Raw genomic sequence first — 15,424 nt, 5'->3', positions numbered from 1 at the left:
CGAGTGCGACCGTGCAAATCCCTTTTCGAATTCTGCCCGCCCTCCTCCAAAACCTTCCCGACCTTATCGATACCCCGACTTGAATCCCAAACTAAAAAAGCAATGGTTCCTTCCCCAACCCAAAAACCAACATATGACAAGCTAGATCCAGCAATCCCCCCTACCCACCACCGTGACCGCCCCCCATCGCATTGCCGCAATCCTCGGCACCCGCCCCGAAGCCATCAAACTCGCCCCCGTTATCGCCGGACTGCAAACTGCCCCCGACTTTGAAGTTGAAGTCGTCCTCACTGGCCAACACCGCGAAATGGTGGACCAAGTCATGCAACTATTTCACCTCAAAGCAGACGTCAACCTCGACATCATGCAACCGGGCCAAACCCTGACTGACATCACCGAGCGCAGCCTGCGCGGCCTAGAAACCTACTTCCAACAGGCCAACCCCGACCTCGCGATCGTGCAAGGAGACACCACCACTGCCTTCGCCGCCGCCCTCGCCGCCTTCTACCGCCAAATCCCCATCGGCCACGTCGAAGCTGGACTGCGCACCGACGACCTCTTCAACCCCTACCCCGAAGAAGCCAACCGTCGCCTCATCTCCCAACTGGCCAGCCTCAACTTTGCCCCCACCGATCGCGCCCTCGCCAATCTCAAAGCCTCCAGCGCCGTCGGCACCCCCATCAAAACCGGCAACACCGTCATCGACGCCCTGCTCGCCATCGCCCGACAAGACCTCACCCCCCCCGTCCCCCAACTCAACTGGAACGATCGTCGCATCCTTCTCGCTACTGTCCACCGCCGCGAAAACTGGGGCGATCCCCTCAAAGCGATCGCCACCGCCTTCCGCACCCTACTCGATCGCTTCCCCGACACCGCCCTGCTGCTCCCCCTGCATCGCAACCCCACCGTTCGCGATCCCCTCAACACCGTCCTTGCCAACCATCCCCGCGCCCACCTAGTCGAACCCCTCAGCTACGGCGATCTCGTCGCCGCCCTGCAACACTGCACCCTCATCCTGAGTGATTCCGGCGGCATTCAAGAAGAGGCCCCAGCCCTAGGCAAACCTGTCCTCGTCCTGCGCCAAACCACCGAACGCCCCGAAGCGATCGCCGCAGGCACTGCCCGCTTAGTGGGCACCGATCCCGAGGCGATCGTCGCCGCCGCCTCAGAACTCTTGAGCGATCCCGAAGCCTACGCCCGCATGGCCAAAGCCGCCAACCCCTTTGGCGACGGTCGTGCCACCGAGCGCATTCTGACCGGCATGCGCCAGTGGTTCGCCCGCCAAACAACCCCAGCAAATACAATATCTGTACAGTGAACTCGACAGCCCCCTCCAGCGCAGATCTCTCCTACATCGGCGATCGGATAGCCCAACTCCAAGCCGAAATCCCCCCTAGCGTCTGCATCATTGCCATTAGCAAAGGCTTCTCGGCAGGCCACATTCGCACTGCCTACAGTGCCGGATTGCGTCATTTTGGTGAAAGCCGCATCCAAGAAGCCGAAGCCAAATTAGCTCAGCTTGCCGATCTTTCCGACTGCACTTGGCACCTCATCGGCCACCTCCAGTCCAACAAAGCCCGCAAAGCCGTCCAGCTTTTCGATTGGATTGACAGCGTCGACAGCCTCAAACTGGCTCAGCGTCTCGATCGCATCGCGGCAGAACTAAACCGAATTCCGCAGATTTGCCTACAAGTTAAGCTCGCCCCCGATCCCAACAAACACGGCTGGTCCCCCGCCGAACTGCTGGATAGCCTGCCCCAACTGGCTCAGCTCCCCCACCTACACATTCGCGGCCTCATGACCATCCTGCCCGCTGGCCTCAGTCCAAAAGAGTCGCTAAGCTTATTTCTCAAGCTGAAAGATCTAGGCGATCGCCTTCAAGCCAGCCCTGTCTGTCCTTGCGATCGGCAACAGCCCCTCGTCCTGTCAATGGGTATGTCGGGAGACTACCCCACAGCCATCCGAGCGGGTGCAACCCAAATCAGGATTGGCCGATCGATCTTTAAAACCTCTTCTTCTGACGAATCGATCTGAATTCAAGTGTTGAGGTTTAATAACATGAAGCGATCCCTAAATAAACATAAAGTTTTCGATCGTCCGCCATTTGAAGGGGTCGCCAAGTCCTGTAGCAAAGGCTGCGTAAATACTAGGGATAAGGGTTAAATCGCCTCTATATCTATACCAAGCGCTATCGGTAGTGGCGTATTTGTTGCGAATCTTGTCGCTTCTTTGTAAAGAAGCATTTCGACCTCACCTTAAATACGAAATCTGTCGAAAAAAGCTTTTCAGATTTGGCAAGGATAGTCTGTGCAGAATTGTAGAGATCGGCTAGAGTCTGTTGTATCGCGCACAGGCTGGCATACATGTCAGTTGCAGGGGCTTGAGGTAGAAATCGCTGTTGGGCTCCTTCAATAAATTCAGAATTAGAATTGGGGAGATTAATCATGGCTGCATTATTTGGCAAGCTCAAGGAAATGGTTGGATTTACCGACCCAATGGATGCGATTGAAGACGACTATGCAGAGTTGGACGGGCGCGACTATCGCGACCTGTACGAGCGAGATCGCCCCTCTTCGGAGTATGCACCGCTAGACTCAGCTGCTCGCCGTCGTCGCTGGGATCGAGATCGCGAGTCTGCCTCCAACGACTTTAAGACTCGCACCCCCAGTCGGCCGCTGCGCGATCGCCCCATGCCCGTTTCTCATTTAGATAGCAACAAAGTGATTGATATGCCAGGAGTACAAAACTTGCAGGGAGAAGTGTTGCTCGTCAATCCGCGCAGCTTTGACGAGATGGCGGAAGTGATTAAGCACTTGCGCGATCGCAAATCTGTAGTGATGAACCTAACGCTCATGGATCCTGCCGATGCACAGCGTTCGGTGGACTTTGTAGCGGGCGGAACTTATGCCATTGACGGCCATCAAGAGCGCATTGGCGAAAACATCTTTTTGTTCACCCCCAACTGCATCGCCGTCACCACCCCAACCACGACTGGCCAACAGGACACCATCTCCACTCCCGAACCGACTCCCATCGAGCGTCCGTTAGACTTCAGCGCGAATAACCCCGTCTGGGCCGCCGCCGCGAACGGCTAGCCTTCCTCTCCCGCAACGGCTATCCTGTTCGTCAGCAGTTTCGTGCTCGGATGTGCCGTCTAGAATGAATGCTCTGACCTCCGAATTATCCACACCCCTTAAGTTGGCGGTTATTGGAGGCGGGGCGATGGGCTCTGCCCTGTTGCGAGGGATTCTCCGCGCTCAACTCTATTCTCCCCAAGAGGTGGGCGTGAGCGAACCCAATTTAAATCTGAGGCGCGCTCTTTCTGACGAATGGGGGCTGCGCGCTCTTTCTGACAACACTGTTGCAGCTAAAGCTGAGACGGTGTTGTTGGCGGTTAAGCCCCAAGTTTTTCCGCTGGTGGTAGAGCAAGTCCAGCCTCATATCGAGGCCGATTTGGTGGTGTCGATCTTGGCGGGGATTTCGCTAGCGCAGTTGGAGACTGCCTTTCCTCAAGCGGCAGTGGTGCGGGCAATGCCCAATACCCCGGCGTTAGTCGGTGCGGGGATGACTGCTTTAAGTTTTGGCGGCTCTGTGACCGAGGCCCAAGCAGCCCGAGCGCAGGCGTTATTTGAAGCCGTCGGTCGCACGCTGGCGATCCCCGAATCGCAAATGGATGCGGTGACGGCTCTATCGGGCTCGGGGCCGGGGTATATGGCTGTGACAATCGAGGCGTTGATTGATGGGGGCGTACGGGTGGGGCTGCCTCGGGCGATCGCCACCGAACTCGCCATCCAAACCATGTTGGGCAGCGCTCAACTGCTGCAGTCAGAAAATTTGCACCCCGCCGTGTTAAAAGATCGGGTGACCAGTCCGGGCGGCACGACGATCGCCGGTATTTCGGTCTTGGAGCAAAGGGGATTCCGCTCGGCCTTGATGGAAGCCGTTCGGGCAGCCAAAGAGCGCTCGCGACAACTGCGAGAATCTGCCTCCTAATTTTGCTGCGATGCCTTCAAACAGGCTGAATTCATCTCAGTGGAAGCAATGAGTGCGGCGCGAATGGCAAAACGGCTAGCCGATCGCCCCTGTTTCCAACCAAGCTGCGACCCGCTGCAGCGATCGCTCTTTTTGCGTCGCAGTCCGCACGCTGCCCCCCGTTAACCCGTTAAACCCGTGTACTAATCCTTTGCCCCCCAAGGCCACGAGCGTAACGGTGTGGGTTTGACCCGGCTCGAAGCGGACGGCGTTGCCGGAGGGAATGTTGAGGCGCATGCCGAAACTGGAGGCGCGATCGAACTGCAGGGCACGGTTGACTTCAAAAAAGTGATAGTGCGATCCCACTTGGATGGGGCGATCGCCGCTGTTGGTCACCTCTAGAGCGATCGTCGATCGCCCCACATTAGCCTGAATGGGCTCGTCTGCCAGCAGCAGTTCCCCCGGAATAATCGGTGCTGTCGGGCTTAACCGATCGGTCTTTGAGGATTTCTTAGCAGTCTTTTTAGGAGCCATTGGGAACCCGCTAGCGATAACCCGATTGAAGCATCAAATTTCAGCTCTGCAACACCCCCGCATTCCTCACCCCCCCTTCACCAGAAGGCGAACCTAGATTACTGTGAGAAAGTGAGTGCGATCTGCTGCTCTGACCCAAAATTGTGTCTGTGTTGGATTCTTCCCTGTCTTTATGGAAACCGATATTTTTATCTGTGTGGAAACTGCTACCCGCAAGCTTGTGGCAGTTGAAATCGAACCCCGCCAATACGTGCGCAAAGATGACCCTTACTTCACTACCGGTGTCAAAGCATACATCAATCAAGAATTTCCCCCAATGGGAACCATGTTGACAGAAACGCAAGTAGCGCAGTGGGGTGAATTCAAAACCAATCAAAACGAGCGCGATACCCTCTACAAATTGGCAGGCCCCAAGATTTCCACCAGTGTCCATATCGACGGCTTCAAAGCATAATCGCCCGACATGGCCCTGACTCGCACCGACTTACAAGCTCGCCACCTGCAGCGCATGCTGCTGCAGGCAGGGATAACTGCAGACCGAGCGGGAGTCGCGGTGCTGAGTGAAGCTGAATTACAGCAATCGATGCTCAATTGCTTGCAGCGCAATCCCAATGGCAAGCAGGTATGGGTATTTGCCTACGGCTCTCTAATTTGGAATCCGACATTTCAGTTTTGCGATCGCCGTTTGGTCAAAGTCTACGGCTGGCACCGTCGATTTTGCTTGCAATCGCCCCTCGGACGGGGCTCGATCGAAAATCCGGGCTTGGTGTTAGGGCTCGATCGCGGCGGTAGCTGCCGGGGGGTGGCCTATCGAGTAGATGCCGCCCGCGCCCGTGACGAACTGCTGCCCGTGTGGCGGCGGGAAATGATGCTGCAAGCCTATTGCCCGAGGTGGGTGCGGGTGCGCGATCGCGATTGTGAAAGATGGGCGATCGCCTTTGCCGCCAATCGCCAGCACGTCCATTACGCAGGCAAATTATCGCTGGAGCGCACGGTGGAAACGATCGCGACGGCGAGGGGGGAATGGGGAACCTGCTGCGACTATTTAATGCATACGGTGCAGGGATTGAGGGCGATCGGGATTGTCGATGCTTATTTGGGGGAATTGGGCAATCGGGTTGAGGCCCGGTTGCAACAGATGCCGCCATCGTCTTCGCAAACTACTGTTGAGTTGGGTTCGACTGATGTGAAGCCGAGCAGCTTCAAGGCGTAACCGTTGTGATTCGGCAGTGAAAATCTATTTTTAGAAGAATAAGGCGATCGCCACAACTCCACGTCACTGTCCATCCACAGCAATGCCCCAACGCCTCCGCCCTCACCAGTTCTGGCCCACGACGGCGCTCGTTCTCCTTTGGACGGCGATCGCCTTTGCCCTGCGCTTTACACTCCTAGACTCCAAACCCCCCTGGGGCGACGAATGGTCTACATTGGCCTTTAGCCTCGGCCACGGCTATCGCGACATCCCCCTCGATCGCCCCATTGCCATCCCAGACTTACTCGCTCCGCTACAAGTGGACCGCAACCTCGGCCCCGCAGACACCGTCCGCACCCTCATGGCCGAGAGCACTCACCCCCCTCTGTATTTCGCCCTCAGCCATCTGTGGTTGCAACTGCTATCCCCCACAGGACTGGTCTCCCTCTGGCTGGCACGGGCCTTCAGCGCCCTCCTCGGCGTCGCCGCCATCCCCGCCACCTTTTTCGCCGGACGCACCCTATTTCGATCGCCCCTAGCCGGTCAATTCGCCGCCCTGTTGATGGCCGTCTCCCCCTTCGGCATTTACTTAGCCCAAGAAACCCGCCATTACACCCTGGCGATTCTGTGGATTTTGCTCTCCTTGAGTGCCTTCACCATTGCCGTTCGAGCACTGCGATCGCCCGGTTCGCCCTTCCCCAATCGCTGGCCGATACTGTGGGCGATCGCCAATATCTTAGGAGTTGCCACCCATTACTTTGTCGCCCTCACCCTCGCTGCCGAAGCTCTGGTGTTGCTGGGCATCTTGCTGTCAGCAAGTGTATCTGCCTGGAGAAATGGAAAGCTGCGAGCCCTGCTCTGGAGTCCCATCTGGCGCAAGATCTACCTGGTGGGCCTCACCACGGCCCTATTCAGTAGTGGCTGGCTGTTGCAATTCCGGGGAGTCTACGACAGCAAGCTAGTGGACTGGATTCACCATGGCGAACCCCTGAGAGAATTTTTCCAGCCGATCGGTCGCCTGTTGCTCTGGCTCATCACCATGCTGATATTATTGCCGGTGGAAGGAGTTCCTTTGCCAGTGGCGATCGCCTCCGGGCTGCTGCTGTTGGGGATACTGGCTTGGCTTGCACCCATCCTGGTACGGGCAGTTCGCAGTCTGCTGGCACAACCCGAAACCCGCTTGGCCGCGCAGACATTGGGGAGCTTTATCGGGGCGGCGATCGCGATCGTGCTAGCACTCACTTACTTTGCCGGTACCGATCTCACCCTGGCTCCCCGCTACCAATTCATTTACTTTCCCGCCTTAGTCTTGCTGCTGGGGGCAACGTTAGCAAGGGCTTGGCAAGAGGCAGAGGATGCCGACAGCAGTTCGCGGCGGCCCAAAGCGGGTCAGCGAGCCGTTATCGTGATGGCGATCGCCGGATTGCTCGGCAGCCTGACCGTCGTCACCAACTTTGCCTACCAAAAACCCGAGCGCCCCGATCTCGTCGTCCCCACTCTATTGGAAGCCCACCAGCGGGCCTCTGCCGACACGTCTGTGTTGGTGGCGATCGTCCACAAAACCCACGCCCAAACAGGCGGCATGATGGGCTTGGCCTGGGAATTCGATCGCCTCGCCCGCAACTCTGCCGGAGATTCGGCCCCCCCCGAGTCTTTTTCCCCCCAATTTCTGTTAGCCCACAAAGACCGCGATCCCACACCGGCCTCCGAAGCACTGTACGATGCCCTCCAGACCCTGCCCCGACCGCTTCAACTGTGGCTGTTCAACTTTACCGCCCCTGCCGACGTGGAGCCTTACCATTGCCACCCCGATCCCGAGCCCAAACGTAAAGCTCCCGGCTATCGGTACAAACTCTTTTGGTGTCAGACCCGGTAATCTGGAATTTGATTGTTAAAAGTGTTCGGAGCGGAGAGCCCTTGCCCGTTGACCCAATCTATAAATTACAGTTTGAGTTAATCGTGGTAACGGTGTCGATCGCATCATCTCCCAGCCCCAAACTGCACTCTATTGGAAATCCGGCCTGAGTGCGATACGCAGTGGCACTAGCGCTGGCGGTTGCCGTCCAAAACATCCCCGTCATAAATCCTGGGTTGGGTCCCTCATTCGCGGTTGGAGCAGTGCCATAATTAGGGGCCGCATCGATCCAGCGCGTATCCATGAAGCCCGTGCCGATTCGAATTTGGTTGAAGTCATTCGGATAGACACCATTATCGAAACGGTAGATGTTGGAAGCAGAGCCGACCACATCTAGAGCTGCTTGAGCCTCCGCCAGTCTGGAGCGGCGCACCTGGTTGAGAAATGTGGGTGTTGCTACTGCCGTGAGGACGCCGACAATGACAATCACGACTAACAGTTCGATCAGTGTAAAACCCTGCTTGCGAGCGTACAGGAGGCGATATATCGGGGACTTGGGCTGAAAAGTGGAAAACATGCGGTCGACTCTCACAAGGTCTGTAACAAACATCACTTGGTCATATTAATCCCAAATTTGACACAAAATCATTCACTTATTACACAAAAAAGAAAACTCCGCACAAACAGAACACGTACGTCAATACCGTCGCGGCCAGATGCGATCGCCCTAAAATCACCGTATCTTTAAGGAGAATGGCAGTTACTTTATATTCTCTCTCTTCCAGCAAACCCTTTCCCACATCAAAGATCCAGCCTTCAAGAGAGTAATGAAACTCCAATCCTCCTTCACAATTCATTGAGCTTTTACTGTTTAATAGTCGTCAGTTCAAGCCGTAAACTCGGTATTTTTTTAAACGAAGAGTTCCATGCAGAAAGTTCTCGCCGTCTGCAGATAATCGGTTACCTCCAGCTAAACCGTCCGATTGGTCAGAGTGGAATGTTAAGATTTTTGAGCCAGATCTGAAGCCTCATATCGGTTGCCATTCCCCCAACTGGTCCGACCCCGAGCGGCTCGTCGTCAATCTAGGGGCTGTTGGAGGGACTGCAGACTGGTACTCTGTAGGGCGGCAAAGACAATTTCAGCAGGAATTTGCCCCCTGTCTTGGGTTGAGGCACAACTGTCAGTGTCTCTTGCCATTGCCCATTCATTTGCTAATTGTTGCGAGCGCTCGCCATGACCACTGCGATAAACCGTCCCACCCGGACCCATTACTGCGGCGACCTGCGCCTAGCCCACGAGGGCGATCGCGTCACCCTCTATGGCTGGATCGACCGCCGTCGCGATCACGGCGGTGTCATCTTTCTAGACCTGCGCGATCGCACGGGTATCGTTCAACTGGTCAGCGATCCCGCAAAGACACCCGCCACCTCCGGTTTGGCGGGCGATGCCCGCAGCGAATATGTCGTGCGAGTGACGGGAACCGTCCATCTCCGCCCTGAAGACTCCCTCAACCCTCGCTTGGCGACCGGCCAGATCGAGGTCTATGCCGAAGAGCTGGAAATTCTCAACCGGGTGGCCAAGCAGTTGCCCTTTGCCGTCTCCCAAAACGATCTAGATGGGGAGAAGGCGATCGCCAAAGAAGAGTTGCGCTTGCGCTATCGCTATCTCGATTTGCGAGGCGATCGCATGAGTCGCAACCTGCGGCTGCGGCACGAGGTCGTCAAAGCGATGCGCCGCTTCTTAGAAGACGAAGCCGGTTTTATGGAGGTCGAGACCCCGATCTTGACCCGCTCGACCCCCGAAGGAGCCCGCGACTTTTTAGTGCCCAGCCGCATCAACCCCGGCGAGTGGTACGCGCTGCCCCAGTCCCCTCAGTTGTTCAAGCAACTGCTGATGGTGTCTGGGGTCGATCGCTACTATCAAATTGCCCGCTGCTTCCGGGACGAAGATTTGCGGGCCGATCGCCAGCCAGAATTTACTCAGTTGGATATGGAGATGAGCTTCCTCTCGCAGGAAGCCATCCTCGATCTCAACGAACGGCTTATCTGCCACATCTTTAAGACGGTGAAAGATATCGATCTGCCCCGTCCGTTCCCCCGACTGACCTATGCCGAGGCGATGGCTCGATTTGGCTGCGATCGCCCCGATACACGCTTCGGTATGGAATTGGTCGATGTCTCCGAAGTCTTCGCGGTCACGAAGTTTAAGATCTTCGCCAAAACCCTCGAATCTGGCGGCGTTATCAAGGCTCTGCCCGTGCCCGAGGGCAATGACGCGATCTCGAACACCAGCATCAAACCCGGTGGCGATCTGTTCTCGCTGGTTCAGCAGTACGGTGCGGGGGGACTGGCCTTTGTTCGGGTTCGCGCAGGGGGCGAGATCGACACGATTGGAGCCCTCAAAGATAGCTTGACGGACGGCCTGAAGGCGCGCCTGCTGGAGTTAACCGGGGCGGAACCCGGCACCTTGCTGCTGTTTGGGGCCGGGGATGAGGCGATCGTCAACGAATCCCTCAACCGCTTGCGGTTACATCTGGGTCTCCAGCTCGATCTGATTCCCGCAGACAAACTGAACTTGCTGTGGGTCACCGATTTCCCCATGTTTGAGTGGAATGAAGACGAGCAGCGCAACGAGGCATTACACCATCCCTTCACCGCCCCCAACCCCGAAGATCTGGACGATCTGGTTCAGGCCCGCGCCCAGGCTTACGACTTGGTTTGGAATGGGGTTGAAGTGGGGGGAGGCAGCCTGCGGATTTATCAGCGGGAGGTGCAGGAGAAGGTGTTTGAGGCGATCGGTCTATCAGCGGCAGAGGCCCGCGATAAGTTCGGCTTCCTGCTGGAAGCCTTTGAGTACGGTACGCCCCCCCACGGCGGTATTGCCTACGGTGTAGACCGGCTAGTGATGCTGATGGCAGGGGAAGATTCGATTCGCGATGTGATTGCCTTTCCCAAGACGCAGCAGGGTAGAAGCCTGCTGACCGATGCACCTGCAGGGGTTGAGGACAAGCAGTTAAAAGAACTGTGTGTTGCCTCTACTTACGAGCCTGAGGCATAAAAGCCCGCATGTTTGTCTCCAACCTAAGGAGGTATTCCGCACCTTCACTCAGCCGCGGGCGGACTATCGGGGGCGCTCGGCGTCTCCCCTCGTCGCTGCCGTTCTGCGTGCAGTTTGTTTAGCAATGACAACACCTGAGTTCCTCGCTCCAACGAGCGATCCTCGTAAAACGCGATCGTCGGCGTCCGTCGCAGTCTAACCCGCCGGCCAATTTCCTTGCGCACATATCCCTGCGATGCCTGCAAGCCATCCATTGCCGCTGCCCGAGCATCCTCAGTCCCGTAAAAACTGACAAAAACCTTGGCATGCTGGAGATCCCCCGACACCTCTACATCTGTCACGCTTACCATGCCCGTTCCGACTCGCTCGTCCTTAATGCCCGACATTAACATCTGGGCAATCTCGCGCTTAATTGATGCAGCCACGCGAGCTACTCGTCGATCGTTCGCCATCATATAAACCCTCATACCGCAGCCTATCGCTGCGCTTCCCCGGCATACTGTTGCCACCCCTGCCCCAGCCGGTCGAGCCTTCAACCGGCCGAGAACCTTACCTTTACAGATTCGCCCCCAATCGCCGCCGCAAAGCCCCTTCTAGAGCCAAGCTAAGAGGCCAATCCAGACGGCAGCCAGGTTTCCCCCATCATGGCCCGCAGTGTCAGCGTCACAAATAGGAATGCCAAAATACCCCCCAGTGTTACGGCGATCGCCGCAAACCGACTTTTTTTGTACAACTCCGCTAGGGGTTTCACTAACACCCAAAGGCCACCCACCATCACCGAAATAACGTAAAGGGGATAGCGGGACACATTCTCGATAAACCGGTCTTCTAATTTCTTTTCAGCCATTGCATATTTTCAACAAGCATTCAAAACCCTACTCACTTTATCCTAACGCCCCTTCTGCCATCTGCCCGATCGCTCCCTTTTTCGCCCCGATTGCAAGTTCGCCCCAATTGCAAGCCCAGCCCGAGTAGCCACCCCAGATTGCAAGCTACAATCTGGGCACTACTTCTATCACACGCGTTCTATCACACGCGATCGCCGCATGTCTGCTCCAGTCACCACCCCGCACCGCCAGCTCCCCGCCATCGGGGCTTTCACGCTGACCTTGGCTTTAGTGGCCTGCACATCTTTTGGGCCCCCCAACGAGCCTCTAGACAAAACCACCTCCACAGAAAGCACTGCGCCCCCCTCTGCCAACGCCGCCGAAGTTTCAACTGACTATCTCGACTTTAGCTTGGCCCCCGGCTTTAGCCCCGATCCCGCCATTGGCACTGGCGAAGTAGGCGGATTTCGGCAAGCAGAAGATGTGTCGGGCACTAGCACAACAAACACCGGCAACTGTGAAGGGTTTGTTAACGAAAGCCCCGATCACGTCCTCACCCTCACCAGCAGCTTCAATTTTCTCAGCATTAGCGTGCATAGCTCTGACACAGTCTCGCTAGTGGCAATCGGCCCGCAAGGAGAAGCTTGGTGCGCTACAGGCGATTCTCCAGCAATTGAACGAGCCTGGGCCGCAGGTGACTACGATCTCTACATCGGCAACGCTATCTCAGAAGGCATCGGCTCCCGCTACGAGTTGCACCTCTCCGAATTTGCGCGCGAGTCCGAATTTGCGCGCGAGGAAGAGGGGTTCGGTTCTGACTTTACTGAAGGAGGCGGTTTTTATTTGCCCATCAATGTTGCCCCCGGCTTCGAGCCCGATCCGGCGATCGGCAGGGGGGAAACTGGCGGCCCTCTTTCTGCGGCGGAAGCAACCGGTCAGGCGGAGACTGAAACAGGCCGTTGTGAAGGGTTTATCGATACCAGCCCCGATCACCTGCTGACCCTGCAAGATGACTTTAGTTATCTCAAGGTGTGGGTCGAAAGTGACGAGCGCACCTCTTTGGTCATCTTCGGCCCCGACGGTGCAGTTTGGTGCAGCACCGGTCAAAATCCCTTTATTCTCGGCCCTTGGGATGCTGGCAACTACGAAGTCTACATTGCCAATCTTACGGCCGAAGGGGTAGGAGGACTGTACGAATTGAAGGTGAGCGAAATCGAGTAGTGGCGATCGCCTTAAACTCATACTCATACCGACTTCATTGTAGCAGGATTGGGTCGCAGAGTCGCGCGCTGGGGAGCAGTGTATCCCGCTTGTCCCTCGCGTATAACTAAGACAAGCAAGCAAGCTTAAACCCGGAGGCAACAGAATGGTTATTGCTGCATCAGCCACTTTATATTCCACACATATCGATCTGCCCGAAACCAGCCGCACCCAGTTGATAGAACTGCTCAATCAGACGCTGGCCGACACGCTGGATCTCAAGACCCAAGTCAAGCAAGCCCATTGGAATGTTAAGGGCATGCAGTTTATTGCCCTGCACGAGATGTTTGACGGGTTTGCCACCACCCTAGAAGGATATGTGGATATGGTGGCCGAACGAGTCACAGCCCTGGGGGGGACGGCAATGGGCACTGCCCGAATTGCTGCCAGAACCTCGACCTTGCCGGAATATGATTTGACAGCGGTTGGGGGAGAAGATCACGTTCGCGCTTTGGCCGAACGTTTCGCTCACTTTGCCGCCCGCGCCCGTGCTGAGATCGCCCAATCGGCGGATCTGGGGGATGACGATACTGCCGACCTCTACACGGAGATTTCTCGCGAAATTGACAAAAATCTGTGGTTCCTAGAAGCCCACTTGCAAGGGTAAGCATTGGCGATCGCCCCATTGATGCGATCGACCTGAGTCGACGACTCTGCATGGCCCTCAGGTTGAGCAACAGCGAACGTCATCGTTTGCACAGTGTACGCAATCGTGCGGCCAAAGCCGATATTGAAGCGGACAAGACCCCGACTTCGGGGTCTTGTCCGCTTTTAGCGGGGGTTTGCATCCCCCCCTCTCCGTTCGATTTAGCACGTACCATAAGGGTTCGCCGACAATCACCAACAACCGGGTTGGGGTCATCACAAATTTGGACCTCAGTACAAGCCGAAGGAGTTAGATTGTAGTGAGAAATAAGGATTCGTCCTCAAGCTACAGCGCAATGCGACCTCCAAGCGTTTAGCCTAAATCCTATGAACAGCACCATCTTCCATCTCGCTTTTCCGATCGCCGATATTTCCCGCGCCAAATCGTTCTATGCGGATGGACTCGGCTGCCAATTGGGTCGCGAAACTCCTACTTCAGTGATTCTCAACCTCTACGGCAACCAACTGGTGGCCCATGTCACGAAAGAGTCATTCGCTCCCCAGCAGGGCATTTATCCCCGTCACTTTGGCCTCGTGTTTGCCGAGCTATCGGACTGGGAAACGCTACTCGAACGAGCTCGACACAACCACTTGAGTTTTTATCAAGAGCCCAAAACGCGCTTTGCGGGAGAGATTACCGAACATCGCACCTTCTTTTTACGCGATCCTTTTTATAACTTACTGGAGTTCAAGTTCTATACCCACCCTGAAAGTGTCTTTGGCGCGCGCGAATTTTCCCTAGTCGGCGATCGCTCCTAATCTAATCCCCGCATGGCTAACAGTGCCGCTCCATAGGCCGCCTCAGCCCGAGCGGCTGTCTCAACAGGGACTTTTAAGTGTCGCGATCGCAGAGCGGTCCAAGTCCGATTGGCTGCTCCCCCTCCGGCCGTGTATACCCGCTGTAGGGGCGTGGCTCCCAATTGCTGTAGGAGACCGTATCCCCGCGCTTCAATACGGGCCATGCTTTCCAATAGCCCGTGCAAAAACTCCACATCGCGATCGGGGCGCGGCTCCAGGCGGGGGGCAAGGGCGGGATCGTTGCTGGGGAAGCGTTCCCCCGATTGCAGCAGGGGATAGTAGTCGAGCGGACTGGCCAGAGTGGGATCGATGCGATCGCTGAGCTGGACTAACTCGCGATCGCTAAAAAACTGTCGCAATACTGCCCCTCCCGTATTCGAGGCTCCCCCCACTAACCACAGATGTCCCAGTCGGTGGCTGTAAATGCCGTAGCGGCTATCGTCCACCCGCACGGCACTGAGCAGTTTGACTGCTAATGTGGACCCCAATGACGTGACGGCTTCTCCTGCGGTAGCAGCACCACTGGCCAAAAATGCGGCAATGCTGTCTGTGGTTCCCGCACAAACCGCACAATCTCGCGGCAGTTGAAATCGGTCGGCCACCTCGCGACGAATCGACCCAATTGGCGTTCCCGGTGCGACAACGCGAGGCAAGAGAGGGGCGATCGCCCGTCCGCCTGCCTCTAGAGATAGCAGCCAGTTAGGGAAGCACGAATGGGCCACGTCGTACCCCAGCTTGAGGCAGTTGTGATAGTCACTGACTCCTAACTGACCGTGCAGCAAATGCCCCAACCAATCCGCTTGACTGAGGCAGTAGCGAGCGCGATCGAAGTCAGGCTGCTGCCCCAGCCACAGCAACTTGGCTAAGCCCGATGTGGCGCTGAGGACGACGTGATGGGCAGGGGCGACCTGTTGCAGAATGGGCAGCCAGGTGATAGCGCGTCCGTCGTTGTAGAGCAAAACGGGGGCAATGGGGCATCCGTCGCGATCGCAAGCCAAGGTCGTAGAGGAGGTGGCGTCGATCGCGATCGCCCGCACCTGTTGCCGGATAGGAATGGGAAGGCGAGCGAGCAGTTGGTAGAGGGTCGTTTGCCAGCCGGAGGCTGAGTTGGCCGCTTCGGAATAGGCACAGCAGGCTCGGGCTCGCACCGAGCCGTCGGTATGGATGGCGATCGCTCGTGCCCCAGAGGTGCCGAAGTCAAATCCTAGATACACGGGCACTGTGTCGCTGGTTGCAGCGATCCTCTTGTCTTGCCAAGCTTGCGAGCGAAACTGCACGTCCTT

16 protein-coding genes are annotated in these 15,424 nt (G+C 56.7%); 11 read left to right on the top strand and 5 right to left on the bottom strand.

Going from position 1 to position 15,424, the window contains the following annotated elements:
* The first annotated feature begins 172 nt into the window (after nucleotides 1-172).
* The 4 genes from wecB (at nucleotide 173) to proC (ending at nucleotide 3,993) form a co-directional block, all read left to right on the top strand.
* Nucleotides 173-1,318: a non-hydrolyzing UDP-N-acetylglucosamine 2-epimerase gene (gene wecB / locus SYN7336_RS12910; protein ID WP_017326368.1), complete on the top strand. Its 1,146-nt coding sequence runs from the start codon at nucleotides 173-175 to the stop codon at nucleotides 1,316-1,318.
* The gene (locus tag SYN7336_RS12905) at nucleotides 1,315-2,034 is read left to right on the top strand and encodes a YggS family pyridoxal phosphate-dependent enzyme (RefSeq protein WP_017326367.1); all 720 of its coding nucleotides are present in this window, start codon (nucleotides 1,315-1,317) and stop codon (nucleotides 2,032-2,034) included. The genes wecB and SYN7336_RS12905 overlap by 4 nt, the downstream gene beginning before the upstream one ends.
* A 410-nt stretch (nucleotides 2,035-2,444) precedes the next feature.
* Entirely contained in the window at nucleotides 2,445-3,095 is a 651-nt protein-coding gene (locus SYN7336_RS33005; protein WP_017326365.1) for a cell division protein SepF, read from the top strand.
* A 64-nt stretch (nucleotides 3,096-3,159) separates the two neighbouring features.
* Entirely contained in the window at nucleotides 3,160-3,993 is an 834-nt protein-coding gene (proC, locus tag SYN7336_RS12890) for a pyrroline-5-carboxylate reductase (RefSeq protein WP_017326364.1), read from the top strand.
* A gap of 75 nt (nucleotides 3,994-4,068) precedes the next feature.
* On the opposite strand, the gene SYN7336_RS12885 is transcribed toward proC, so the two are convergent.
* Nucleotides 4,069-4,443, bottom strand: a complete 375-nt coding sequence (locus SYN7336_RS12885; protein WP_026100957.1) for an urease subunit beta — start codon at nucleotides 4,441-4,443, stop codon at nucleotides 4,069-4,071.
* 235 nt (nucleotides 4,444-4,678) lie between these two features.
* Here SYN7336_RS12885 and SYN7336_RS12880 point away from each other — a divergent pair, with 235 nt between their 5' ends.
* The 3 genes from SYN7336_RS12880 (at nucleotide 4,679) to SYN7336_RS25795 (ending at nucleotide 7,574) form a co-directional block, all read left to right on the top strand.
* Nucleotides 4,679-4,960 (top strand): hypothetical protein, encoded by a 282-nt coding sequence (locus SYN7336_RS12880; protein WP_017326362.1) that lies wholly within the window; start codon nucleotides 4,679-4,681, stop codon nucleotides 4,958-4,960.
* 9 nt (nucleotides 4,961-4,969) lie between these two features.
* Nucleotides 4,970-5,719, top strand: coding sequence for a gamma-glutamylcyclotransferase (locus SYN7336_RS12875; RefSeq protein WP_017326361.1), 750 nt, complete (start codon nucleotides 4,970-4,972; stop codon nucleotides 5,717-5,719).
* Nucleotides 5,720-5,801: 82 nt separating this feature from the next.
* A complete protein-coding gene (locus tag SYN7336_RS25795) occupies nucleotides 5,802-7,574 on the top strand; it encodes a hypothetical protein (protein WP_017326360.1) in 1,773 nt (590 codons plus the stop codon).
* Between the two features lie 58 nt (nucleotides 7,575-7,632).
* Here SYN7336_RS25795 and SYN7336_RS28030 read toward each other — a convergent pair whose 3' ends face one another.
* Entirely contained in the window at nucleotides 7,633-8,130 is a 498-nt protein-coding gene (locus SYN7336_RS28030; protein WP_017326359.1) for a type IV pilin protein, read from the bottom strand.
* Between the two features lie 657 nt (nucleotides 8,131-8,787).
* On the opposite strand from SYN7336_RS28030, the gene aspS reads away from it, so the two are divergent.
* Entirely contained in the window at nucleotides 8,788-10,611 is a 1,824-nt protein-coding gene (aspS, locus tag SYN7336_RS12860; protein ID WP_017326358.1) for an aspartate--tRNA ligase, read from the top strand.
* A 44-nt stretch (nucleotides 10,612-10,655) separates the two neighbouring features.
* On the opposite strand, the gene rbfA is transcribed toward aspS, so the two are convergent.
* Both rbfA and SYN7336_RS12850 read right to left on the bottom strand, forming a co-directional pair.
* Nucleotides 10,656-11,063 carry a 30S ribosome-binding factor RbfA gene (gene rbfA / locus SYN7336_RS12855; protein WP_026100956.1) on the bottom strand — a complete coding sequence of 136 codons (408 nt, stop codon included), beginning with the start codon at nucleotides 11,061-11,063 and terminating at the stop codon, nucleotides 10,656-10,658.
* A gap of 152 nt (nucleotides 11,064-11,215) precedes the next feature.
* Nucleotides 11,216-11,458 carry a DUF751 family protein gene (locus tag SYN7336_RS12850; RefSeq protein ID WP_017326356.1) on the bottom strand — a complete coding sequence of 81 codons (243 nt, stop codon included), beginning with the start codon at nucleotides 11,456-11,458 and terminating at the stop codon, nucleotides 11,216-11,218.
* A 199-nt stretch (nucleotides 11,459-11,657) separates the two neighbouring features.
* Here SYN7336_RS12850 and SYN7336_RS28025 point away from each other — a divergent pair, with 199 nt between their 5' ends.
* The 3 genes from SYN7336_RS28025 to SYN7336_RS12830 all read left to right on the top strand — a co-directional run bounded on the left by SYN7336_RS28025 (nucleotide 11,658) and on the right by SYN7336_RS12830 (nucleotide 14,102).
* A complete protein-coding gene (locus tag SYN7336_RS28025) occupies nucleotides 11,658-12,659 on the top strand; it encodes a hypothetical protein (protein WP_017326355.1) in 1,002 nt (333 codons plus the stop codon).
* 145 nt (nucleotides 12,660-12,804) lie between these two features.
* The gene (gene dps / locus SYN7336_RS12835; protein ID WP_017326354.1) at nucleotides 12,805-13,305 is read left to right on the top strand and encodes a DNA starvation/stationary phase protection protein Dps; all 501 of its coding nucleotides are present in this window, start codon (nucleotides 12,805-12,807) and stop codon (nucleotides 13,303-13,305) included.
* 365 nt (nucleotides 13,306-13,670) lie between these two features.
* Entirely contained in the window at nucleotides 13,671-14,102 is a 432-nt protein-coding gene (locus SYN7336_RS12830) for a VOC family protein (protein WP_017326353.1), read from the top strand.
* Here SYN7336_RS12830 and SYN7336_RS12825 read toward each other — a convergent pair.
* Entirely contained in the window at nucleotides 14,099-15,418 is a 1,320-nt protein-coding gene (locus SYN7336_RS12825; protein WP_017326352.1) for an FGGY family carbohydrate kinase, read from the bottom strand. The genes SYN7336_RS12830 and SYN7336_RS12825 overlap by 4 nt on opposite strands.
* Between the last annotated feature and the right edge of the window lie 6 nt (nucleotides 15,419-15,424).

Origin of the sequence: Synechococcus sp. PCC 7336 (genome assembly GCF_000332275.1) — a bacterium.
Classification (GTDB): Bacteria; Cyanobacteriota; Cyanobacteriia; order Thermostichales; family PCC-7336; genus PCC-7336.
Note: the sequence above shows the minus strand (reverse complement) of the source record. Positions and strands in the feature narration are given on the sequence as shown.

Coding starts and splice junctions, on each gene's coding strand:
- SYN7336_RS33005 (WP_017326365.1), top strand. CDS start 2,445: ATGGCTGCATTATTTGGCAAGCTCAAGGAAATGGTTGGATTTACCGAC.
- proC (WP_017326364.1), top strand. CDS start 3,160: ATGAATGCTCTGACCTCCGAATTATCCACACCCCTTAAGTTGGCGGTT.
- SYN7336_RS12880 (WP_017326362.1), top strand. CDS start 4,679: ATGGAAACCGATATTTTTATCTGTGTGGAAACTGCTACCCGCAAGCTT.
- SYN7336_RS12875 (WP_017326361.1), top strand. CDS start 4,970: ATGGCCCTGACTCGCACCGACTTACAAGCTCGCCACCTGCAGCGCATG.
- SYN7336_RS25795 (WP_017326360.1), top strand. CDS start 5,802: ATGCCCCAACGCCTCCGCCCTCACCAGTTCTGGCCCACGACGGCGCTC.
- SYN7336_RS28030 (WP_017326359.1), bottom strand. CDS start 8,130: ATGTTTTCCACTTTTCAGCCCAAGTCCCCGATATATCGCCTCCTGTAC.
- aspS (WP_017326358.1), top strand. CDS start 8,788: ATGACCACTGCGATAAACCGTCCCACCCGGACCCATTACTGCGGCGAC.
- rbfA (WP_026100956.1), bottom strand. CDS start 11,063: ATGGCGAACGATCGACGAGTAGCTCGCGTGGCTGCATCAATTAAGCGC.
- SYN7336_RS12850 (WP_017326356.1), bottom strand. CDS start 11,458: ATGGCTGAAAAGAAATTAGAAGACCGGTTTATCGAGAATGTGTCCCGC.
- SYN7336_RS28025 (WP_017326355.1), top strand. CDS start 11,658: ATGTCTGCTCCAGTCACCACCCCGCACCGCCAGCTCCCCGCCATCGGG.
- dps (WP_017326354.1), top strand. CDS start 12,805: ATGGTTATTGCTGCATCAGCCACTTTATATTCCACACATATCGATCTG.
- SYN7336_RS12830 (WP_017326353.1), top strand. CDS start 13,671: ATGAACAGCACCATCTTCCATCTCGCTTTTCCGATCGCCGATATTTCC.